We start from the raw sequence: 21,971 nt of genomic DNA on the forward strand, positions 1-21,971 counted from the left end.
GGAATTGCGGCACGAGACGCGCACAAACCCCGTCCGAATCGGGAGCGGCGAAAATGGGCCGCCGATTCCTTGCCGAAGCCTCGAGGAACATGGTGAACGCTTCGCAGCTTCGCGGCGAAGCGTCACTCCTCGCCGCCGCCGCCCTCGCGCGACCATTCCTTCACGCGCGCGAGATGATCATAATCGCTGTAGCGCGAGGCGAACTCCACCCATGGCCGCGAGGGATAGGGCGTGTCGGCGAGACGAAACTGATTCAGCAGCACGAAGAGATTGGCGCGATGCTCGGCGACGACGTCGCCAAAGCTCTTGTCCTTGAATTTCAGCCATTGCGTCTCGCCGCCGGTCTTGCCGCCGAGCCGCACATAGGCGGCGCCTGCGACGCGCGGCGCGCCGATGGATTCGAAGGCGCCGGCCTCGATCATCGCCGCCTCCAATGTCAGCTGCGGCGAGAAGCCCGCGCCGACTTGTGAGGCGGTCGGCGGATTGCCGGTCTTGTAATCGAAGACGAAAGCTTCGCCGCTCGCATCCACCTCTATGCGATCGGCGACGCAGGAGAGGGTGAAGACGCTGCCATCGGCGAGCGTCAGCCGCCAGGCCGCGCCTTTCTCGATGAAAATCTCGCGCGCCTGCTCGCGGCGTTCACGCTCGAAAGCGAGCGCATGATCGAGGCCGGCCTCTATGCGCGGCCAATCGAAGGCGAGGAAGGACGGATCGTCCAGGAACTCGCCCAGCTCCGCGCGCGCGATATCGACGAGAAGCGCGCGCGCATCCTCGGGCAGCGGGCCTTTGGGATGCGCCTCCTGGAATTTCGCCAGCGCCGCATGAACGGCGACGCCGATCTCGCGGGCGCCCTTGGGCGCGCCGAGCGGCGGCAAGGGCGGCAGGCGCAGAATATATTCGGCGAAGACGGAATAGGGATCGCGGCGCAATTTTTCGACGCGCGTGACGCTGAGCCGCGTCGGCCGCAGCTCCACGGGCGGGCGCGGCAGCGGGCGCGAGATGGCGCGAATCTCTTGCGGGCGATCCAGTGCGGCGGCGAGCGCGCATTTTTCATCGCCGCGCGCCTTGCAGGCGGCAAAGGCCTCGCCAGAAAGCGCCGCCAATCGCGCGATGAGGCGCGACACCACGGTCGGCGCGCCGTCGCGCTTTTTCGCGCGGCTCACGACGACCTCCGGGGCGCCGAAGGCCATGGCGAAATCATGCGCGGTCTGGCCGATGCGGCGCTCCGGCGGCGAGAGGCCCAATTGCCGGCGCATGGCGCGATTGAGAAAGGCGCCGGATTCGGCCTGCGGCGGCCAGATCGTCTCGTCGAGGCCGGCGAGCAGGACGAGATCGGCGTCGAGCAGGCGCGCTTCCAGCAGGCCGAGAATTTTGAGGCGCGGATGCGCCCGGCGCGGGCTGGGCGCGCTCGCCTCGAAGGCGAGGCGATCGAAGAAGGAGGCGTAGCCGGCGGCGTCGAAGACGAGCGCGCTGTCCGAAGCTTCCAGCGCGTCGAAGAGCTGCAGCAATTGCTCGACGCCCTCGCCCGCGGGCTCCTCGCCGGCGATTTTCTCCAGCGCCAGCGCATGGGCGCGCGCCCGCTCGCCGAGGCGCGCCTCCGGCGTGAGCGCGGCGAGGGGTGAAAGCGCTTCGTCGAGGCGGGCGAGCAGATCTTCGATCGCGCGCCAATCCTCCTCGCAAATGCGCTTCAGCGCCGGATGGGCGTGCGTCTCTTCGGCGAGCCGGCGCGCCGGCGCGGCCATTGCGGCGAAGGAGCCGCCGCTCTCGACATTGCGCAGCACGGCGATTTCGACCAGCGGAGCGAGGCGCTCGATCTCCGCGCGCTCGAGGCCGAGGCGCGTCAGCGGATGGGCGAGCAGAGCGGCGGCGTCTATGGCCGAGGCGCCGTCCTCCGCGGTGGCGGCGACGAGCCGCGCCAGCGTGCCGATCGGCGTCGCGCCGAGCGGGCGGCCGGCCGAATCGTCGACCTCCACGCCCCAGCGCGCGAGTTCGGCGCAGACGCGGCGGGCGATGTCGCGGTCGGGCGTGATCAGCGCCGCCGTGCGGCCCGGCGTCTCCAGCGCCTCGCGCATGGAAAGGGCGAGGGCCAGCGCCTCCTCGCGCTCGTCCGCCGCCTCGACGAAGGAGACGCCGGCGAGCGCATTCGGGAAGCCCTCGGCCGCAGCGGCGCGGAACTCGCGCCAATAATCGGTGCAATCGGCGGGGCGCAGCGCCTCGGCCAGCAGCCGCGTCCGCGCTCGCAGCACGGGCGGAGCGGAGCCGAGGGGGCGGACCTCCTCGCGCGTGACGCCCAGAGTGGAGAGGAGACGCTTCAGCAAAGTCTGCGGATGGGTGAAGCTCGGCTCGTCGCGCTCGTTCTCGCCATCGTCGCCGACGCGGCGCCAGGCGGCTTCGTCCAGCTCGAGATCGAGGCCGGGCAGAATCACCGCGCCGCGCTCCATTCGCGCGATCGCCGCCAAAAGGCGCGCCGTCGCCGGATGCGCGCCGGTGGAGCCGAGCGCGATCACCGGGCCGCGCGCGCCGCCGCGCTCGAGATGCGCGATCTGCGCCTCGATCAGAGCCGTCTGCCGCGCGGCGCGGTCGATGAGGCCGCGGGCGGCGAGCATGTTCGGCCAATCCTCGAGCGCGATTTTCAGAAAATTGGCGGTGATCGCGAAGAAGCGGTCATAGGCCTCCTCCGCGAGACCGGCGAGCGCGCCGGCGCTGAGCTTCTCGATCGCGAATTCGTCGATCAGCCGCGCCAACTCGCCCGAGAGCGCATAGGCGCTGGTGGGCGAGGGGGCGATCAGCAGCATTTCGCGCGGGTCGTGCTCGACCGCGCCGGTCGGGTCGATGGAGACGATGGCGTGGCGCAGCGCGCGCGCCCATTGCAGCACAAGCTCGGCGAGGATCAGCCTGCGGTCCAGCTCCTCTATCGCCGGCGCCAGCGCCAGCTCCTGCGCGTCCTCGCCCGAATCGAGATCGGCGTGGAACAGCGCCGAGGCCTCCTGCTCGTCGAGATCGCCGAGCGGCAATATGCGCGGCAGCAGCGCCGCCGGCGCCTCGATCGCGGTGGAGAACTGCGCCGCCAAAGCTCGCGCGGCGCGCTGAGTCGGCACATAGATCGTGGTGGCGGCCAGAGCCAGCGGCCCGCTCTCGCGTGAGAGGCCGGGGATGATCGCGCCATCCAGCAGCGCTCGCGTGAAGGCGCCGAGAAAGGAGGCGCCAGGGGCTATGGAAAATACGTAGCGAGGCGCCATTTTTTCTACTCGGCGGGTGGAAAGAAAGCACAAGCGGAGCAATTCACATCTGAATTCTGTGTATTGCGCGTGATTGCGGAATTGAAACCCGCTAGGAGAGGAGAATACTCCGGGGCGGCGACCGTGGCGATGGTTTGGCGGCGCGCTGGCTTTTTCGAGAGCGAATAGGTTTCGAGGGATCTCGCCGATGGACCGATCGTCGAGCGATTCGCACGCCGAGCTCCGAGAGACTTCTGCGTCGACGCGGCCTTCGCGCCGCGCCGCGGGGGGCGGGGACGATTTGCGCCATGCCGAGGCGGCGCGGCTGGAGGCCGTCCTCGCATGTCTGTCGGACGCTGTCTTGTCGATCGACGACAAGGGCGTGGTGGTCGGCGTCAATGGCGCCGCGGGCGCGCTGTTTCGCTGCTCCGCCGAGGCGCTGCTCGGCCGGGAGGCCGCGCTTCTGCTGCCTCAGAGCCGTATCGCGGCGGGGGAACGGCGGTCGGACGGCCTCGCTCGCCGCGACGACGGCTCGACCTTCCCGATCTCGCTCGCCGTCAATGAGACGCGCGGCCCCGTTCGCCAACGCATCGCCGTGATTCGCGATCTCACCGAGGAGCGCGCCGCCGAGGCGCTGCTCTGCGAGCTGCGCTCGGAGCTCGCCTATGCCGGGCGGCTCGCCGCAATGGGCGAACTGGCCGCCGCGCTGGCGCATGAGATCAACCAGCCCTTTTCCGCCATCGCCACTTATGTCCGCACCGCGCGCTGGCTGTTGCAGCGTAAGCCCAAGCAGAGCGGCGAGGTCGAGGATATTCTCGACAAGGCCGGGGCGCAGGCGATGCGCGCCGGCGATATCGTGCGCCGCTTGCGCGAGTTCGTCACCCGCGGCGAATCGGTGAAGACGGTTCAGAGCCTCAGCGCTCTGGTCGAGGAGGCGAAATCGCTGGGCGTCGCCAGCGCTCGCCAGGTCGGCGCGCAGATCAGCGTCGCCGCCAAGGCCGAGAATGACGAGGTTCTCGCCGATCGCGTGCAGATCCAGCAGGTCATCGTCAATCTCATGCGCAACGCCGTCGAGGCGATGGAGGGCGCGCCGCGGCGCGAGCTGTCGCTCTCCACCTCCGCCGCCGACGGCTATGCGCGGCTCGATGTGGCCGACACTGGCCATGGTCTGAAGGACGGCGCCGGCGCGCTGTTTCAGCCCTTCCGCAGCAGCAAGGCGAGCGGAATGGGCATAGGGCTTTCGATTTCCCGTTCGATTGTCGAGGCGCATGGCGGACGCATTTGGGCCGAGCCCAATCCGCGCGGCGGCGCGATTTTCAGCTTCACACTTCCTCTCGCGGAAAGGGCCAGCCTATGAGACCAGCGCCGCTCGTGCACCTCGTGGACGATGATCCGGCGATCCGCGACGCGCTGACGCTGATGTTCCGCTCGCGAGGCTTTCGCTCGCGCGCCTATCGCGCGGCGGAGGAATGTCTCGCCGAGGCGGGGCCGAAGACAACGGGCTGCATCGTCGCCGATATGCGGCTGCCGGATATGTCCGGCGTCGAGCTGACGCGGCGCCTGCGCGCCTCCGGGGCGACGCCTCCCGTCGTCATCATCACCGCTTGCGCCGGGGCTTCTCTCGCGGTGGAGGCGATGGCGGCCGGCGCCAGCGATCTTTTGGAAAAGCCCTTCGACGACGAGGCGCTGCTCGCCTCCGTGCGGCGCGCGCTGGCGGCGCGGCGCGGCGAGGGCGACATCGACGCCGAGACTCGCGCCGCGCTCGCGCGATTCGGCGGGCTGAGCGAGGATGAGCGGCGCGTGCTGGCCGGCGTCGCCAAAGGCCGGCCGAGCCGCGACATAGCGGAAGGGCTCGGCCTCGAATTGCGCGCGGTGGAGCTGCACCGCGCCAATATCATGGCCAAGGCCAATATCGGCACGCTGGTCGAGCTGGCGCGGCTCTCGGTGATCGCCGCCAGCGTCAAGGCGAGCGAAGGGCGCGAGCCTAATCCGCCGATGCGGCGCCGCCGTTCAAATCTTCGGGGCGCGGCTGCAGCATGATGTTGTAGCCGGCGTCGACGACGTGAATCTCGCCGGTCACGCCGCCCGACAGCTCCGACAGGAAATAGAGCGCCGAGCCGCCGATCTCGTCCAGCGTGATCATGCGGCGCAAAGGCGCATGCGCCTTTTGGAAGGCGCCCATCGCGCGCGCGCCGGTGATGCCGGCGCCGGCCATGGTGCGGACAGGGCCGGGCGAGATGGCGTTCACGCGAATGCCGCGCGCGCCATAATCGGCCGCGAGATAGCGCACGGAGGAATCGAGCGCCGCCTTGGCGACGCCCATGACGTTATAATTGGGCATCACATGCGTGCCGCCGCCGAAGGAGACGGTCAGCATGGTCCCGCCATTCTTCATCATCGCCGCGGCGCGTTTCGCCGCCTCGGTGAAGGAGAAGCAGGAGATGACCATGGTGCGGATGAAATTCTCGCGCGATGTGTCCGCGTAGAGGCCTTTCAGCTCGCTCTTGTCGGAATAGGCGAGCGAATGGACCAGAAAATCCAGCTCGCCCCATTCCTCCTGCAGCCGCGCGAAGACGGAATCGAGGGACGCGATATCTTCCACATCGCAGGGGATCACCAGATTGGAGCCGAGCTCCTCGGCGATCGGGCGGACGCGCTTGCCGAGCGCCTCGCCCTGATAGGTGAAGGCGAGCGAGGCGCCGTGCCGCGCCAGCGCTCGCGCTATGCCATAGGCGATGGAATGATCATTCGCGACTCCCATGACAAGGCCGCGTTTGCCCTGCATGAGGCCCGTTGAAACCGTCATCTTTGATTGGTCCTATTCTCGTCAGGCGTCGGGGTGCTTGAACACCAGCGACGCATTGGTGCCGCCGAAACCGAAGGAGTTGGAGAGCACGGCGCGCAGAGCGACATTGTCGCGCCGCTGGCGCAGGATCGGCATATCGGCGAATTCGGGATCGAGCTCCTCGATATTGGCGCTCTCGCAGATAAAGCCGTTCTGCATCATCAGCAGCGAATAGATCGCCTCCTGCACGCCGGTCGCGCCGAGCGAATGGCCGGTCAGCGATTTCGTCGCCGAGATCGGCGGGCATTTGTCGCCGCGGCCGAAGATCTCGCGGATCGCCTCGATCTCTTTCTGATCGCCGACGGGCGTCGAGGTGGCGTGCGGATTGATGTAGTCGATCGGCGTCTTCACGCCAGCGAGCGCCTGGCGCATGCAACGCATCGCGCCTTCGCCGGAAGGGGCGACCATGTCATGGCCGTCCGAGGTCGCGCCATAGCCGGCGATCTCGGCGTAGATTTTCGCGCCGCGCGCCTTGGCCCGCTCATATTCCTCCAGGACCAGCACGCCGGCGCCGCCGGCGATGACGAAGCCGTCGCGATTCTTGTCATAGGCGCGCGAGGCGGTGGCCGGGCGGTCGTTATAGGAGGAGGACATTGCGCCCATGGCGTCGAACAGAACGGAGAGCTCCCATTCCAGCTCCTCGCAGCCGCCGGCGAACATAATGTCCTGCTTGCCCCATTGGATCATCTCATAGGCGTTGCCGACGCAATGATTCGACGTCGCGCAGGCCGAGGAGATGGAATAGTTCACGCCTTTGATCTTGAACCAGGTAGCGAGCGTCGCCGAGGCGGTGGAGGACATGGCCTTGGGCACGGCGAAGGGGCCGACCTTCTTCGGCCCCTTGGTGCGGGCGATATCGGCCGATTCGACGACCACTTTGGTCGAAGGACCGCCCGAGCCCATGATGATGCCGGTGCGCTCATTGGAGATTTCGTCCGGCGCGAGGCCGGAGTCGAGAATCGCCTGATCCATGGCGACATGATTCCAGGCCGTGCCCATGGCGTGGAAGCGCATGGCGCGGCGGTCGAGGATCGTCGACGGGTCGAGAGTCGGCGCGCCATGCACCTGGCAGCGGAAGCCGAGCTCGGCATATTTGTCCGCCTTGACGATGCCCGACTTCGCCTCATGCAGAGAGGCGACGACTTCCTGCGTATTGTTGCCGATGGACGAAACGACGCCCATGCCGGTCACGACCACTCTTCTCATGTCCGAACTCCCTCGCGCCGGCGGGCTCTTTAGTCTGTCCCGTCTGGATTTGGCGATTGTCTCGCGCGCCCTCGATCGGCGTTCCGTCAGGCCGTCACGCGGCTTCGGGCTTGGCGAGACCGACCTTCAGGTCTTTCGCTTCGTAAATACGTTCGCCGTCCACCTCCACCCAGCCGTCGGCTATGCCGAGGACGAGCTTGGATTTGAACACGCGCTTGAAATCGACGCCGTAGCGGACGAGCTTATTGTGCGGCCGCACCTGGCCGCTGAACTTCACCTCGCCGACGCCGAGCGCCATGCCGCGGCCGGGCAGATCCAGCCAGCCCAGAAAAAAGCCGGTGAGCTGCCACAGCGAATCGACTCCGAGGCACCCCGGCATCACCGGATTGCCCTTGAAATGGCAGTCGAAGAACCAGAGGCTCGGATTGATGTCGAGCTCGGCGCGCACATAGCCTTTGCCATGGGCGCCGCCCTCTTCGAAAATTTCCGTGATTCGGTCGAACATGAGCATGGGCGGCAGCGGAAGCTGGGCGTTGCCCGGGCCGAAAAGCTCTTCCCGCGCGCAGGCGAGCAGATCCTCATATCCGAAAGACGAGCGCCGTTCGCTCATGATGTTCCTTCTTGCGTCTCTGACGTGACGATTTCCGGCCGCGTCGTGGGCCGGAAGCCGCATTCGTTAACATAGGCGCCGGCCGGGTCAAAGGGGGCGCGCGGCTCCAAGAGCGCTTTCAAGAGCGCTTTCATCGGTCCACAGCGGCCCGCGGAGGAAAAGATTGTCTCTGCCGCCGAGCTTCCCTATTGTAACGAAAGAGACAAGATGCGGGGCGGGAAGCACGGGCGAATGACGGTCGAGCAATTCACGATCGAAACCTCCGAGCGGGCGCCGAGCGACGCCATGCGGCGGCTGCGCAGCCGCTTGATGGCGGCCGGCATGCGGCCGACGCGTCAGCGCGTGGCGCTGGGCGGGCTGCTGTTCGGCAAGGGCGATCGCCATGTGACGGCCGAGAAGCTCTTCGAGGAGGCGCTGGCCGCCGATCTGCCGGTCTCGCTCGCCACCGTCTACAACACGCTGCATCAATTCACCGATGTCGGCCTGCTGCGCGAGATCGCGGTGGACGGCGCGCGCGTCTATTTCGACACCAATGTGTCGGAGCATCATCATTTCCTGGTCGAGGGCGAGGGGCTCGTCGATATCCCCGGCGCCCATGTCGACGTCGCCAGCCTGCCGGCGCCGCCGCCGGGCATGAGAATCGCCCGCGTCGATGTGGTGGTCCGCCTGTGCAAGGACGAGGGCTGACGGTCGGATTCGCACATCGCGAGACGCTGCGGCCGTCATGGCCGGGCTCGTCCCGGCCATCCACGCCAATCAGCTGAGAAACCAAAGGAAAGCGGCCCGCCCTCGACGGATTTCATCCCACGTCGGGCGCCGCCGGAGCTTCGGCGTCACACCAAGCTTCTAAGACGCCTCGACGTGACGGCGTGGATGGCCGGGACAAGCCCGGCCATGACGTCGCGGTGGCGAGGAGGATGTGCGCCCCTCGTGGGGGAGGTAGAAATCGCCCATCCGAGTCGGCCTGATCGGAGCGACAAGCCTCACTCGACCTTCTCCCCCGGATAGACGCCCCAAAGGCCCTCTTGCTTCACATAGGCGTCGAAACCGTCGCCCGAGACGCGGCACCAGACTCCGTCGCAGCGGCGCAGGCTGGCGACGACGCCGGGCGAGAGTTTCGCCACCGCCGTCGCATGATCGCTGGCGTAGGCGAGGACCGGCTCTTTCTTCCAGGGTGCGACGAGGGCGGTGCGGCGGCCGGAGAGCAGCGAATGCAGCACCCAGCCCTCGGTTCCCTCCGAATCGCGAATTTTTCGCCAGGTCTCGAATTCGGCGGTGATTTCAACCGGCAGGCCGGCGCGCTCGAAGACCCAGAGCGTCGGATGCTCCTTGCTTGGCCCCTCGTGCAGATTGACGCGGTCCGATTTGAGGCTGACATAACGCGGCAGCGGCAGGCCGGACGCCGAGCCGACCTGCTGCTGCGCGTCGGCGCTCGCCGGCGCGATGGCGAGCAGCGTCAAGACGGCGAGCAGATCGACGGCGAGGCGGATCGCGGCGGCCGCGCGTCGGCTCAAAAGGGGCTTTGCGTCCATTTCTACTCTTCTCCCGGAGCGCGCCCTTCGCAGTTGCGAACGACGCCTCGTCTTGTCTTTGTCCCGCCATCTGCTAGGAAGTCCGATGGGAAAGGGGCGCGGGCGGCGAAAGGCTCTTTTCATCCATCGTCGTTAAGACCTGGTTGAAGAGACGTCGAAACCGCTCCGAAGGCTCGATCCGGCGGAACGTGCCTTCGGGCGCGCCGGAGAGCTTAGTCGCGCGAGGCGGGAGGACGAAGGGGAAGATGGCGAAAAAGAAGCCGCTCGTCGTGGTGACACGTCGGCTCCCCGAGGTGATCGAAACCCGCATGTGCGAGCTTTTCGACACGCGCCTCAATGTGAGCGACCGGCCGGCGACCCATGAGGAGCTCGTCGAGGCCGTCCGCACGGCGGATGTGCTGGTGCCGACGATCACCGACCGCATCGATTCCGGCCTCATCGGCCAGGCCGGCGACCAGTTGAAGCTCATCGCCAATTTCGGCAATGGCGTCGACCACATAGACGTCGCCTCGGCGCTGCGCCGCTCCATCACCGTCACCAACACGCCCGGCGTCCTCACCGAGGACACGGCCGATCTCACAATGGGCCTCATCCTGGCCGTGGCGCGCCGCCTCGTCGAGGGCGCCCGCACGATTCCGGACGGCTCCTGGGGCGGCTGGTCGCCCACTTGGATGCTCGGCCATCGCATCACCGGCAAGCGCCTCGGCATTGTCGGCATGGGCCGCATCGGCCAGGCGCTGGCCCGCCGCGCCAGCGCTTTCGGCCTCTCCATCCATTATCACAATCGCCGCCGCCTGCCGGTCGAGATCGAGGATCAGCTCGAGGCGACCTATTGGGAATCGCTGGACCAGATGCTGGCGCGCATCGACATTCTGTCGATCCACTGCCCGCATACGCCGGCGACCTATCATCTGCTCTCGGCCCGGCGGCTGAAGCAGCTGCGCCCGCACGCCATCATCGTGAACACCGCCCGCGGCGAGATCGTGGACGAGAATGCGCTGATCCGCATGCTGGAGGCGGATGAGATTTCCGGCGCCGGCCTCGACGTCTTCGAGCATGAGCCGGCCGTCTCGCCGAAGCTCGTCAAGCTCGCCAAGGCCGGCAAGGTCACGCTGCTGCCGCATATGGGCTCGGCCACTAATGAGGGCCGCGTCGACATGGGCGAGAAAGTCATCATCAACATCAAGACTTTCATGGACGGGCACCGCCCGCCGGATCGCGTTCTGCCCAGCATGTTGTGAGGGCGCGTTTCCGCTTCTCGCCTGCGCGCGTCGGAGTTTTTCCGGCGCTTTTCCGTTCGGAAAAAAACCACAAGACGCGCGCCATTCTCCTGATGCGATTCGCTCGAGAGTCGCTCTCAACAAGGATCGAAGGATGAGACGATTTCTGACCGTGCTTCTGGTCGGCCTCGCCGCCTGCGGCCCCGCGCTGGCCAAGGGCAAGCCGGCGCAAAAGGAGAAGGATCAGCAGGAGGCGACGGCGCAGGAGCCGCCGCCGAACTACAAGCCGTTCCCGCATAATTATATTTTCAATCTCAAGGACATAAACGGCAAGGCTCCGCCTGCCGACATTTGGATTCGCATCGACACGACGATGCGCGGCACGGGTTTTTCGGGCTGCAAATCCTGGTCGGGCGTCTTTGTCGTCGGCGGCAATCGGCTCGGCCCCAAGGCCATGCCCGCCGTCGCCGACGCCAAATGCGATCCGGCGCTGCAGGCGATCGAGCGTGACTTCTGGCAGGTGATGCTGTCCGGCCCCTTCTGGGACCTGCAGGGCTCCGACCTCATTCTCAAGGGCGCCAAGGGCGGCGTGCTGCGCTTCACCCGCTCGCTCTGACGAGCGGCTGACGTGAGGATCGCGCAATGCTCGAGATCCTCGCGGTCTCCGGCTATCGCTCGCTGAGGGAGCTGATCCTCCCGCTCGCGCGGCTCAATGTCGTGACGGGCGCCAACGGTAGCGGAAAGTCCAGCCTCTACCGTGCTTTGCGCCTTCTCGCCGACACAGCCCGCGGCCGGCTGGTGAGTTCTCTGGCGCGGGAGGGCGGCATTCAGTCCACCCTCTGGGCCGGGCCGGAGCAGATCGGTCGGGCGGTGCGCGCCGGCAGCCATCCGGTGCAAGGGCTGGTGCGCAAGAGGTCGGTGCATTTGCGGCTCGGCTTCGGCGCCGCCGATCTCTCCTACGCCGTCGATCTCGGCTTCCCGCCGCCCGGCCTCAGCACATCGGCCTTTCTGCTCGATCCGGCGATCAAGCGCGAATGCGTCTGGTCCGGGCCTTTGTTCCGCCCTTCCGCCCTGCTGGTCGATCGCCATGGGCCGGGCCTGCGCGCCGTGGACGACAGCGGCGCCTGGCGTGTGATTCCGACGCCGATCGCGGATTTCGAGAGCATGATGACCGAATTCTCCGATCCGCGCGCCGCGCCGGAGATGATCGCCGTGCGCCGAAAGCTCCAGTCCTGGCGCTTCTATGATTGCCTGCGGACCGATGTGGAGGCGCCCTGCCGAAGGCCGCAGGTCGGCACGCATACGCCCATCCTCGCCGACGATGGGGCGGACATCGCCGCAGCGTTGCAGACCATTCTCGAAATCGGCGATGAGGCGGGGCTCGCGCGGGCCGTGGACGACGCTTTTCCCGGCGCCGCCATAGAAATCGAGACGCGCGACGGCTGGTTCGAGCTCGCCATGCGCCAGCACGGGCTGCTGCGGCCGTTGAAAGCGGCGGAGCTTTCGGACGGAACCTTGCGCTATCTGATGCTGGTGGCGGCGCTGCTGACGCCCCGCCCGCCCGAGTTGCTGGCGCTGGACGAGCCCGAGGCGAGCCTGCATCCCGATCTCATTCCCGCCCTGGCGCGGCTCATCGCCGCCGCGGCGCAGCGATCGCAAATCGTCGTGGTGACGCATTGCCGCGAGCTGGCCGATCTGCTCGTAAGCGAGCCGGACTCGCGCGCGATCGAGCTGACCAAGGATTTCGGCGAGACGCGCCTCGCCGGCGAGGCCTTCCGGCCGCGCTGGGAATGGCCGAAGCGTTGACGCGCGTCAGCTCACCTTCTCTTCTTCCTGCGCCTTGGCGGAGAGGCGCTTCACGCGCTGCCAGAAGGCCCAGGCGCCGAAAATGACGAAGGGCATGGCGGCGGCCGCCGCTTCCTCGCCGGTGAAGCCGAAGGGCAGGGCGCCGGCGTCCTTCATGCCCTTGAAGAAATAGAGCGAGAGGCCGGCGACATAATAGCTGAGCGCCGCGATGGAGAGGCCGCCGACCAGCTTTTGCAGGCGCATCTGCAAGCGCGCTCGGCGGTTCATATCGTCGAGCAGATCGCGATTCTGCTGCTCCATCTCGAAGGTGATGCCGGTGCGCATCAGATCGGTGGCGCGCTCCACCTGGCGGGCGAGGCGCGCCTGCCTCGTCTCGAAAGCGTTGCAGGTCTCGATCGCCGGATCGAGCCGCGCACTGAAGAAGGCCGATATGGTCGTATATTGGCTCTCCTTCGCCTCCTGCAGGAGGTTGAGGCGGTTCTTGACGATGGCGTGATAGGCGCGGCTCGCGCCGAAGCGAAAGGCCGTGCGCGTCGATAGCGCCTCGCTCTGCGCCAGAAGATCGCTCAGCCGCTTCAGCAGCTCGCGGCTGGTGCGCATGTCCTGCGTCTGGCTCAGCGCCTGGGTGATGTCGGAGATCTCGCGCTCCATGGCGCGCAGCTCCGGCCCGGCGCTGCGCGCCTCCGGCAGGCCGAGCAGCGCCATCGTCCGATAGGTCTCTATCTCCAGCACGCGCTGGATCAGCCGTCCCGTCTCCAGCGCGCCAATGGCGCTCTCCTTCACCAAAAGTCGCGTGAAGCCGAAAGGATCGACCGCGAAATCGGTCATCACATGGGCCGCGCCCTTGGCGGCGCGGATCACGCAGAGGCTCTGCGAGTTGAACAGCCCCACATAGGGCTCGTGCGAATGGCCGCTCTCGAGCGCGCAGAGATGGGTGGCGACGATCAGCCGGCCCGGCGCGCGAAAGGCGATTTCCCCGGTCCCGAGCGGATCGGGATGGGTGAAGGGCTCGCCGGAGTCCTTGTCTGTCGACCAAGTGTATGTGGTGAATTCCGTATGCTGCTCCCAGCGCAGCCGCCAGTCGCCGATCGAGAGGCGCTGGAATTTGGCGTCTCCGGGGCGCGGAACCAGCATATGGGCGCGGCAGAGATCGGCGAGGGCCGCGCGATCGGCGCGCGCCTCCTCCTCATTGGTGGCGAAGGCGAAATGATAGACGCGCTGCGGCAGCGTGATCGGCAGGAAAGGCCGCGCATGCAGCTCGGCGAGGACGGCGGCGCGGGCCTCGTGCTCGGCGAAGCGTCCGGCGATGGGCGCGTCGCTCTCCTGGTCTGACGCCATTTCTCTCTCTTTCGTTTCGTTTCGTTTCGCTTTTCCCCGGCGGGCGCGGGCCTCGCCGAATCGCTTTCGAGAATAGCGAGGGAGCCTGCCGCGGGAGTGCGACAAAACGAACGAAAAGGCGAGGCGTCGCCGCCTCGCCGTCAGCGGCGCCGGTCAGCGATGATGGAAGCCGCCGCCATGGAAGCCCCCGCCGAAGCCGCCATGATGGAAGCCGCCGCCGCCCCATCCGCCATGACCGAAGCCGCCATGACCGAATCCGCCGTGGTGGAAGCCGCCATGGCCCCATCCGCCGCCCCATCCGCCGACATGATGGACGCCGCCGCCCCAGCCGCCGTAACGAGGGCGATAGCCCCAGCCGCCGCCATAGACGACCGGCCCGCCGCCCCATCCATAGCCGTAAGAGGGATAGCGATAGCCATAGCCATAGCCGCCGTAGGGATAGGCGTAGTAGGGCGAATAGGCTCCGGCGGCGATGACGCCGGCGGCCGCCGAGGTGATCACCGCGGCCGCGGGATCATAGCCATAGCGGTAGTAGCGCAGCGCATGGTGCCGGCGAATCGGCCGACGATGATTCGCGTAGCGCACATAGTGACGATGCTGGCGGCTGCTGTAATGCGCCGCCTCGACTGCGGACGGCGGCGAGACGACCGATTTGCTCGCGACGCTGGTGACGCCGGCGAGCGCATCGGCCGGAGACAGCAGAACGAGGGAGATCGTCACGCCGATCGCGGCGAAAACGCCGGATTTCAACGGATTTTGCATTTTCTCCTCCTTACGACGACACACGAGACAGATTTTTTTCGCAGCGGCCGGCTCAAGCCTCGAATTTCAGCTCCTGCGCCAGCTGCGTCAGGCGCGTGGCGACGCGGGCGCGCACGCGCGTCGCCGTGGTGGGGAACTCCTCCAATATGCGCAGGAAGAGCGCGCGGGTGATCTTGAGGATGGTCGCCGGCTCGCGCGCTATGGCCGTGACCGGGCGCGTCGTCTCGGTGATCAGCGCTGTCTCGCCGATCAGCGCGAAGGGCCGCAGCACTTTAGCGGCGGGGCGTCCGTCATCGTGCTTCTCGAGCGCGATGGAGCCATTGGTCAGAATATAGCCGCCGTCGGAAGGCTCGCCGCGGCGGAACAGCGCGTCGCCGGCGCGCAGCAATTTCGTCTCGGCGCTGAAGGTCAGAAGGCGCAGCGCCTCGACCTCGAAATCCTCGAACAGAGGAATGCGCCTCAGATTGGCGATATCGTCGTCGAGAGCCATGTCCCGGCTGCTTTCCTCGGGGCGTCTCGCCGCGCGGTCAGCGCGCGGGGGAGAAGACCAGCCGATAGCCGTTCTTTTCGGTGAGAAGAAGGCGGGCCTCGGCGGGGTCGGTTTCGATCTTGCGGCGCAGCCGGCTGACATGAGTCTCCAGCGTGCGCGTCGTCACCGTCGGATGATAGCCCCAAACCTCGCGCAGCAACATGTCTTTCGTCACTACCGCGCCGCGCGCCGCGGCGAGGCGCGTCAATATCTCGGCCTCCTTCTCGGTGAGCGGCAGGCGCCTTTGCGCGGCGTCGGTCAGCTCGAAGGCGCCGGGCCGGTAGCGGAAGTCGCCGATCGCGACAATGGGCGGCTCGCGCTCGTCCGTCGCCCGCAGCCGCGCGAGAAGATGGGCGAAACGAAACGGCCGCGCGATATAGTCGCAGGCGTCGGGGATGCTCGGCGCGCCGATGAGAAGCACCGGACCACGGAAGCGCTCGCTCGCCGAGCGAGCGAAGGCCTCGCCGCTCTCTGCCTCGGCGAGCACTATGTCGCAGCCGCCCTCGGCCAAGAGGCGCGTCGCCTCCTGCGCGGAGGCGGCGGGCGCGACCGCGAATTCTGGATAGCGGGCGAGCTGCTCCGTGAGGGATGCGCGCAATCCCGCGCCGGCGAGGAGCAATATGTTGCGCTTGCGCGGCGTCGACGCTTCCGTCATTGGCGCTTCCGGGACTGGGCTCTCGCGCCCATGATCGGCCAAGGACGAGCGCCTTTCAAGGCGCGCGGCGACGGAGAAGGTTCATGACGCAGGGGTCTTCCCGCCATTACGGCGGCGTGTCGACGCTGAAGGTGGCGCGGCGGATCGGCGGCCGTCCGCATGAGGGTCGGCTGATCGCCGGCGATCTCGTCCTTGCCTGCGCGCTCGGCCGCTCTGGTATCACGCGCCGCAAGCGCGAGGGCGATGGCGCGACGCCGGCCGGGAGCTTCACGCTGCTCTCTGTCTATCTGCGGCGCGGCCGGGTCGCGGCGCCTCGCGCCGTCGCGGCGCGCTTCGTCCGCCCGGACGATCTCTGGTGCGACGACGCGCGGTCCTTTCTCTATAACCGGCCGTTGCATGGGAAAACGCCGCTCGGCCATGAGCGGCTCTGGCGGGCGGATCGGCTCTATGATGTCGTCGGCGTGCTCGACTACAACATCCGCCCGCGCGTGCTGGGGCGCGGCAGCGCCATTTTCTTCCATATAGCGACGCAGACGCTGGGGCCGACCGCGGGCTGCGTGGCGCTGCGGGCGCGCGACATGGCGCGGCTGCTGCCGCGTCTCGCCGCCGGCGTCCGCATTGTCGTCGATTAAGGCTTCGAATAGTCGCGCTCGCCCATAATGGCCGAGCCGATGCGGACATGCGTGGCGCCGAGCTGAATGGCGAGCTCGTAATCCGAGCTCATGCCCATGGAAAGCTCTTTCAGCCCGTTGCGGGCGGCGATCTCGGCGAGCAGGGCGAAGTGCGGCGAGGCCTGCTCGCCGACCGGCGGAACGCACATCAGCCCGGCGATCTCCAGCCCATGCTTCTCGCGGCACTCCGCGATGAAGGCGTCGGCCTCCTGCGGCAGGACGCCGGCCTTTTGCGGCTCCGCCCCCGTGTTGACCTGCACGAGAAGGCGCAAGCGCTTCCCCTGGCGGCGCATCTCCTCGGCGAGGGCCTCGGCGATCTTGGGGCGGTCGACGCTTTCAATGACGTCGAAGGTCTCGACCGCCTCGCGCGTCTTATTGGATTGCAGCGGGCCGATGAGATGCAGCTCGACGCCGGAAAAGCGCTGGCGCAGCTCGCCCCATTTGGCGCGCGCCTCCTGCACTTTGTTCTCCCCATAGACGCGATGCCCGGCCTCGAGCAGCGGAACCGCCGCCTCGGCCGGAAAGGTCTTGGTGACGCAGACGAGGGTGATCTCGGCCGGATCGCGGCCGCAATCGCGGGCGCGAGTGGAGATGGCGTCCTTGGCGGCGTTCAGCCGATCGACGACGGTCATGGGAGTTTCGGCCTCAGCGGACGAATTTCAAAATAGTGAAAATAGCGCCGATGAGAACCAGATTGAAGCCGAACACCCACCGGAGAATATCCGTCTTGGACTGAGAGATTTCCAGCTTTAGCCGTCCTTCCACCTCGGCGAGGTCGCGCTTCAGCAATTCCATGTCGTGCCGAACATCCCCGACGTCCGCCTTTGTGGCCACGCTCTCGGAGAAAGCCGTCTCCAACGCCTCGGCGGAGGCGCGCGCCTGCTCGGGCGAGAAGCCGCCGCGGGTGAGACGGTCGATATAGGCGAGGGGGTTGAAGAGCACTTGCGCCGACATGGCCCGGATATAGCACGCGCCCTGCTTCCCGGCGAGAGGCGCCTTTGACAAGCCCCGCCCCGCCCGGCATTACAGGCGAAACTCCACAATTCGATCAGGACCGCTCGGACCCATGAGACCAGAACGCTACGACTTCGCCGCGGCCGAGCCCAAATGGCGAAAGATTTGGGACGAGCGGCAGGTTTTCACCTCCGGGGATGCGGCGAAGCCGAAATATTACGTGCTCGAAATGTTCCCCTATCCGTCGGGGCGCATTCATGTCGGCCATGTGCGCAACTACTCCATGGGCGACGTCATCGCCCGCTATAAGCGCGCCATGGGCTTCGACGTGCTGCATCCCATGGGTTGGGACGCTTTCGGCCTGCCGGCGGAGAACGCCGCCCAGCAGAGCGGCTCGCATCCGGCGACCTGGACCTACGCCAATATCGCCTCGATGCGGACGCAGCTCAAATCCATGGGGCTGTCGCTCGACTGGTCGCGCGAGATCGCCACTTGCGATCCGGCCTATTACAAGCATCAGCAGAAGCTGTTCCTGGATTTCCTCGCCGGCGGCCTCGTCGATCGCAAGCAGTCCAAGGTGAATTGGGATCCGGTCGACCATACGGTGCTCGCCAATGAGCAGGTGGTGGAGGGCCGTGGCTGGCGCTCTGGCGCGCTGGTGGAGCAGCGCGAGCTGACGCAATGGTTCCTGCGCATCGGCAAATACGCCGACGATCTTCTCACCTCGTTGGACACGCTCGATCGCTGGCCGGAGAAGGTGCGGCTGATGCAGCGCAATTGGATCGGCCGCTCGGAAGGGCTGCTGGCGCGCTTCGCCATCGCCGGCGATCCGACAGGCGAGATCGAGGTCTTCACCACGCGGCCGGACACTTTGTTCGGCGCGAAATTCGTCGCGCTGGCGCCGGACCATCCGGTTGCCCGCGCCGCGGCTTCCAGCGACCCGGCGCTCGCCGCCTTTGCGGAAGAGTGCCGCCATATCGGCACGTCGGTGGCGGCGATCGAGACCGCCGAGAAGAAGGGCTATGACACGGGCCTGCGCGTCGTGCATCCCTTCGATCCCTCTTGGGTGCTGCCCGTCTATGTCGCCAATTTCATCCTGATGGATTACGGCACGGGCGCGATCTTCGGTTGCCCGGCGCATGACCAGCGCGATCTCGATTTCGCCAATGCTTACGGCCTCGGCGCGACGCCGGTCGTCTGCCCGGAGGGCGTCGATCCTGCGACTCTCATCGTCAGTGAGACGGCTTTCGACGGCGAGGGGCGGCTCGTCAATTCGCGCTTCCTCGACGGGCTCACCGTCGCAGAGGCGAAGGAGGAGGTCGCCAAGCGCCTCGAGACCGCGCAGCTGCACGGCCGTCCGCAGGGCGAGCGCAAGATCAATTACAAGCTGCGCGATTGGGGCATTTCGCGGCAGCGCTATTGGGGCTGTCCGATCCCCATTATCCATTGCCCGGATTGCGGCGTCGTGCCCGTGCCGGACGCCGATCTTCCCGTGAAGCTGCCGGAGGATGTGACCTTCGACAAGCCGGGCAATCCGCTCGACCATCATCCGACATGGAAGAATGTCGCCTGTCCGAAATGCGGAGCCGCCGCGCGGCGCGAAACCGACACGATGGACACTTTCGTCGATTCGTCCTGGTATTACGCGCGCTTCACCGATCCGCACAATGAGTCGGCGCCCGCCGCGCCGGAGCAGCTCTCACGCTGGCTGCCGGTGGATCAATATATCGGCGGCATTGAGCACGCGATTCTGCATCTGCTCTATTCGCGCTTCTTCTCGCGCGCCATTCGCGACACCGGCCATGGCGGCGTCGCCGAGCCCTTCGCCGGCCTCTTCACCCAGGGCATGGTGGTGCATGAGACCTATCGCGCCGCCTCCGGCAAATGGGTCGCGCCCAGCGAGCTGCGTTTCGAGACCGGCGACAAGGGCCGTCGCGCCTTCCTCATCGAGGGGGGCGAGGAGGTCGCGATCGGCGCGATCGAGAAAATGTCCAAGTCGAAGCGCAATACGGTCGACCCAGACGACATTATCGCCAGCTATGGCGCCGACACCGCGCGGCTCTTCGTGCTCTCCGATTCGCCGCCCGACCGCGATGTCGTATGGACGGAGGAGGGCGTGCAGGGCGCCTGGCGCTTCGTGCAGCGCGTTTATCGCCTCGCTGGCGAGCTGGCCAATGCCGCAGCGCCCGTCGGCGCCAGCGCGCCGGCCGAATTTGGCGCGGCGGCGCTCGATGTGCGCAAGGCGACGCATCGCACCATCGCCGCCGTCGGCGACAATATCGAGCGTCTGCGCTTCAACACGGCGATCGCCCGCATTCGCGAATACGCCAATGAGCTGACCGCGGCGCTCGACAAGGTGGAGACGGTTCCGGTCTCCGCCGATCTCGCCTTCGCCTTCCGCGAGGCGGCGGATGTGTTCGTGCAGCTGATCGCGCCGATGACGCCGCATGTGGCGGAAGAATGCTGGAGCGATCTCGGCCATTCCGAGATCGTCTCGCTGGCGCCCTGGCCTGAGGCCGATCCTACTCTCGTCGCGCAGGACATGATAAGCTTGCCGGTGCAGGTGAACGGCAAGAAGCGCGCGGAGATTCTCGTGGCCCATGACGCCGATGAGGCGACGATCCGCGAGGAGGCGTTGACGCAGGAGGCCGTGCTGCGCGCCATGGAAGGCAAGCCGTTGAAGAAATTCATTCTCGTTCCCAAGAGGATCGTCAATGTGGTCGTTTGAACGGCGACGTGCTCTCCTGTCCGGGGCCTCGGGTGAAGAGGCGTTTCCACCTCCCCCTGGAGGGGGGAGGTCGATCGCCGCAGGCGAGCGGGAGGGGGTGACGCCCGAGTCTCGGGAGCGACCCCACCCCAGACCGCTTCGCGGTCCGACCCTCCCCCTGAAGGGGAGGGTGTGGCGCGCCCTTTCCAGCGGTGGCCCGGCTGTCTTTGCCGCTCTGGCGCTCTCGGCCTGCACGGTGCAGCCGCTCTATGGCCCCATCGGAACCGACGCCCCGCTCACGGCGGAGCTGCAGGCGGTCGCGGTCGATCCCATTCCCGACCGCGTCGGGCATTACGTCCGCAACGAGCTGATCTTCGCCTTGAACGGCACGGGCTCGGAGGTTCCGCCGCGCTATCGGCTCAAGGTCGAGCTGAAGGAGCGCGTGCAGACGCCGATCCTCGATACGGTCACCGGCCGCGCGACATCGGCGACGGTGATCGTCGACGCCGAATATAGGCTGATCAATATCGCCGACGAGCAGGTCATCACCAAAGGCGTCGCTTTCGGCGTCGCCAGCTACGACCGTTTCAGCAATCGTCTCGCCAATGTGCGCGCCGCGCGCGACGGCGAGATTCGCGACGCCAAGGTCATCTCCGATATGATCCGCACGCGGGTGTCGACGGCTTTGGCGAAGTGAGAGAGAATAGCGAGTAGAGCTACTCGCTACTCGCCGTTACCCGAGCGCCCATGACCGCCATCAAGACCCGCGACGCCGAGCGCTTCGTGAAGGCGCCGCCGGCCAATATCTTCATGTTCCTGCTCCACGGCGCCGACGCCGGCCTCGTGCGCGAGCGCGCGCTCGCCATTGTCGCGCAGCGCGTCGACGATCGGCATGATCCGTTCCAATGCGTGGAGATGAGCGGCGACGCAGTCGCGGCCGATCCGCTGTCGTTGCTCGACGAAGCCAATACGATTCCGCTGTTCGGCGGCAGGCGCGCGATCATCGTCGAGACGGGCGGCAAATCCATTCTCTCGCCGCTCGAGCAATTGCTCGCCGCGCCGCCTGTGGATTGCGCCGTCGTGCTCACCGCCGGCGCGCTGAAGCGCGATGCGCCGCTGCGCAAGCTGATCGAGCCGTCCAAAATCGCCGCCGCTGTCGAATGCAATCCAGACGATGAGCAGGATCTGCATGCGCTGATCGACAACAGCCTGCGCGAGGCGGGCTTTTCCATCACGTCGGAAGCGCGGCTGCTGCTGCAGGCGGCGCTCGGCGAGGATCGCCGCATGAGCCGTTCCGAGCTCGCCAAGCTGATGCTCTATAAGCATGGCGCGAGCGCGATCGAGGCCGGCGATGTCGAGGATATTGTCGCGCACGCCTCCAATATCGCCTCCGATCGCTTGGTGCTGGACGCTTTCTCGGGGCAGGCCGACGCCGCTGGCGAAGCCTTCGACAGAGCGGTCGCCGGCGGCGGCGACGCCGGGCAGCTATTGAATGGCGCGCTGCGTTACGCGATGGCGCTGCATCGCGCGCGGCTCACCGTGGATCGCGAGGGGCGGCCGGATTTCGGGATCACGATTTTGATGCGCAGCGGTTTCGGCTTTTCGCAGCGGCCGCAGCTCGAGCAGCATTTGCGCATCTGGTCCGCGGCGAAAGTGGCGGCGCTGCTGCCGGCCTTGCGCGACGCCAATCATCGCGCCCGCGCCAATGCCGCTCTGGCGGAGATGGAAGCGGGACGCGCGCTGTTGCGCATAGCCAGTCAGGCCGCGCGGCGCTGAGCGCCCCCTCCCCAACCCTCCCCCGTTTCGCGGGAGAGGGGGCAGATTGCGCGTTTCATCGAGATTTCGCGAAATGCTTGCCGTTTCCCTCTCCCGCATCAGCGGGGGAGGGTGAGGGAGGGGGCGCTTCCGCTGCCTTCGA

General features: G+C 67.0%; 21 protein-coding genes. 10 read left to right on the forward strand and 11 right to left on the reverse strand.

Features of this window, described 5'->3' with window-relative positions:
- Positions 1-122: 122 nt before the first annotated feature.
- Positions 123-3,239, reverse strand: coding sequence for a double-strand break repair protein AddB (addB, locus tag A1351_RS14820; protein ID WP_064033371.1), 3,117 nt, complete (start codon positions 3,237-3,239; stop codon positions 123-125).
- 280 nt (positions 3,240-3,519) lie between these two features.
- Between addB and A1351_RS14825 the strand changes: the two genes are divergently transcribed.
- Together A1351_RS14825 and A1351_RS14830 are read left to right on the forward strand one after the other, a co-directional pair.
- Positions 3,520-4,575 carry a sensor histidine kinase gene (locus A1351_RS14825; protein ID WP_245291659.1) on the forward strand — a complete coding sequence of 352 codons (1,056 nt, stop codon included), beginning with the start codon at positions 3,520-3,522 and terminating at the stop codon, positions 4,573-4,575.
- Positions 4,572-5,258 carry a response regulator transcription factor gene (locus A1351_RS14830; protein ID WP_024881179.1) on the forward strand — a complete coding sequence of 229 codons (687 nt, stop codon included), beginning with the start codon at positions 4,572-4,574 and terminating at the stop codon, positions 5,256-5,258. Before A1351_RS14825 ends, A1351_RS14830 begins: the two co-directional genes overlap by 4 nt.
- Here A1351_RS14830 and fabI read toward each other — a convergent pair.
- The 3 genes from fabI to fabA form a co-directional block, all read right to left on the reverse strand.
- Positions 5,203-6,024, reverse strand: coding sequence for an enoyl-ACP reductase FabI (fabI, locus tag A1351_RS14835; protein WP_024881178.1), 822 nt, complete (start codon positions 6,022-6,024; stop codon positions 5,203-5,205). The genes A1351_RS14830 and fabI overlap by 56 nt on opposite strands.
- A gap of 21 nt (positions 6,025-6,045) precedes the next feature.
- Entirely contained in the window at positions 6,046-7,269 is a 1,224-nt protein-coding gene (gene fabB / locus A1351_RS14840) for a beta-ketoacyl-ACP synthase I (protein ID WP_024881177.1), read from the reverse strand.
- 94 nt (positions 7,270-7,363) lie between these two features.
- On the reverse strand, positions 7,364-7,879 hold the full coding sequence (gene fabA, locus A1351_RS14845) for a 3-hydroxyacyl-[acyl-carrier-protein] dehydratase FabA (protein WP_018267877.1): 516 nt from the start codon (positions 7,877-7,879) through the stop codon (positions 7,364-7,366).
- A gap of 285 nt (positions 7,880-8,164) precedes the next feature.
- On the opposite strand from fabA, the gene irrA reads away from it, so the two are divergent.
- Positions 8,165-8,566 (forward strand): iron response transcriptional regulator IrrA, encoded by a 402-nt coding sequence (irrA, locus tag A1351_RS14850; protein ID WP_051592680.1) that lies wholly within the window; start codon positions 8,165-8,167, stop codon positions 8,564-8,566.
- 296 nt (positions 8,567-8,862) lie between these two features.
- On the opposite strand, the gene A1351_RS14855 is transcribed toward irrA, so the two are convergent.
- A complete protein-coding gene (locus A1351_RS14855; RefSeq protein WP_064033373.1) occupies positions 8,863-9,411 on the reverse strand; it encodes an SH3 domain-containing protein in 549 nt (182 codons plus the stop codon).
- Positions 9,412-9,656: 245 nt separating this feature from the next.
- Here A1351_RS14855 and A1351_RS14860 point away from each other — a divergent pair, with 245 nt between their 5' ends.
- From A1351_RS14860 to A1351_RS14870, 3 genes are all read left to right on the forward strand, one after another.
- Complete coding sequence (locus A1351_RS14860) at positions 9,657-10,652, forward strand: D-glycerate dehydrogenase (RefSeq protein WP_024881173.1); 996 nt, start codon at positions 9,657-9,659, stop codon at positions 10,650-10,652.
- A gap of 133 nt (positions 10,653-10,785) precedes the next feature.
- Entirely contained in the window at positions 10,786-11,247 is a 462-nt protein-coding gene (locus tag A1351_RS14865; RefSeq protein ID WP_024881172.1) for an META domain-containing protein, read from the forward strand.
- 26 nt (positions 11,248-11,273) lie between these two features.
- Positions 11,274-12,437, forward strand: coding sequence for an AAA family ATPase (locus tag A1351_RS14870; protein WP_064033374.1), 1,164 nt, complete (start codon positions 11,274-11,276; stop codon positions 12,435-12,437).
- Between the two features lie 6 nt (positions 12,438-12,443).
- On the opposite strand, the gene A1351_RS14875 is transcribed toward A1351_RS14870, so the two are convergent.
- The 4 genes from A1351_RS14875 to A1351_RS14890 all read right to left on the reverse strand — a co-directional run bounded on the left by A1351_RS14875 (position 12,444) and on the right by A1351_RS14890 (position 15,721).
- On the reverse strand, positions 12,444-13,775 hold the full coding sequence (locus A1351_RS14875) for a DUF3422 family protein (RefSeq protein WP_064033375.1): 1,332 nt from the start codon (positions 13,773-13,775) through the stop codon (positions 12,444-12,446).
- A gap of 153 nt (positions 13,776-13,928) precedes the next feature.
- Complete coding sequence (locus A1351_RS25415; RefSeq protein ID WP_064033376.1) at positions 13,929-14,537, reverse strand: hypothetical protein; 609 nt, start codon at positions 14,535-14,537, stop codon at positions 13,929-13,931.
- Positions 14,538-14,589: 52 nt separating this feature from the next.
- Positions 14,590-15,027 carry a cyclic nucleotide-binding domain-containing protein gene (locus tag A1351_RS14885; protein ID WP_026599448.1) on the reverse strand — a complete coding sequence of 146 codons (438 nt, stop codon included), beginning with the start codon at positions 15,025-15,027 and terminating at the stop codon, positions 14,590-14,592.
- Positions 15,028-15,064: 37 nt separating this feature from the next.
- Positions 15,065-15,721: a response regulator transcription factor gene (locus A1351_RS14890; protein WP_064033377.1), complete on the reverse strand. Its 657-nt coding sequence runs from the start codon at positions 15,719-15,721 to the stop codon at positions 15,065-15,067.
- Positions 15,722-15,804: 83 nt separating this feature from the next.
- Here A1351_RS14890 and A1351_RS14895 point away from each other — a divergent pair, with 83 nt between their 5' ends.
- A complete protein-coding gene (locus tag A1351_RS14895; RefSeq protein WP_064033378.1) occupies positions 15,805-16,353 on the forward strand; it encodes a L,D-transpeptidase in 549 nt (182 codons plus the stop codon).
- Here the strand turns inward: A1351_RS14895 and A1351_RS14900 are convergent.
- Together A1351_RS14900 and A1351_RS14905 are read right to left on the reverse strand one after the other, a co-directional pair.
- Positions 16,350-17,024 (reverse strand): YggS family pyridoxal phosphate-dependent enzyme, encoded by a 675-nt coding sequence (locus A1351_RS14900; RefSeq protein ID WP_024881165.1) that lies wholly within the window; start codon positions 17,022-17,024, stop codon positions 16,350-16,352. The two genes, A1351_RS14895 and A1351_RS14900, sit on opposite strands and share 4 nt — an antisense overlap.
- A 13-nt stretch (positions 17,025-17,037) precedes the next feature.
- Entirely contained in the window at positions 17,038-17,397 is a 360-nt protein-coding gene (locus A1351_RS14905) for a hypothetical protein (protein WP_036309001.1), read from the reverse strand.
- Between the two features lie 61 nt (positions 17,398-17,458).
- On the opposite strand from A1351_RS14905, the gene leuS reads away from it, so the two are divergent.
- The 3 genes from leuS (at position 17,459) to holA (ending at position 21,829) form a co-directional block, all read left to right on the forward strand.
- Positions 17,459-20,074 carry a leucine--tRNA ligase gene (gene leuS / locus A1351_RS14910; RefSeq protein WP_024881163.1) on the forward strand — a complete coding sequence of 872 codons (2,616 nt, stop codon included), beginning with the start codon at positions 17,459-17,461 and terminating at the stop codon, positions 20,072-20,074.
- A 169-nt stretch (positions 20,075-20,243) separates the two neighbouring features.
- Complete coding sequence (locus A1351_RS14915; protein ID WP_024881162.1) at positions 20,244-20,750, forward strand: LPS assembly lipoprotein LptE; 507 nt, start codon at positions 20,244-20,246, stop codon at positions 20,748-20,750.
- A gap of 50 nt (positions 20,751-20,800) precedes the next feature.
- On the forward strand, positions 20,801-21,829 hold the full coding sequence (holA, locus tag A1351_RS14920) for a DNA polymerase III subunit delta (protein WP_064033379.1): 1,029 nt from the start codon (positions 20,801-20,803) through the stop codon (positions 21,827-21,829).
- The last annotated feature ends 142 nt before the right edge of the window (positions 21,830-21,971 follow it).

The sequence above is a fragment of the Methylosinus sp. R-45379 genome (assembly GCF_001644125.1).
GTDB lineage: Bacteria > Pseudomonadota > Alphaproteobacteria > Rhizobiales > Beijerinckiaceae > Methylosinus.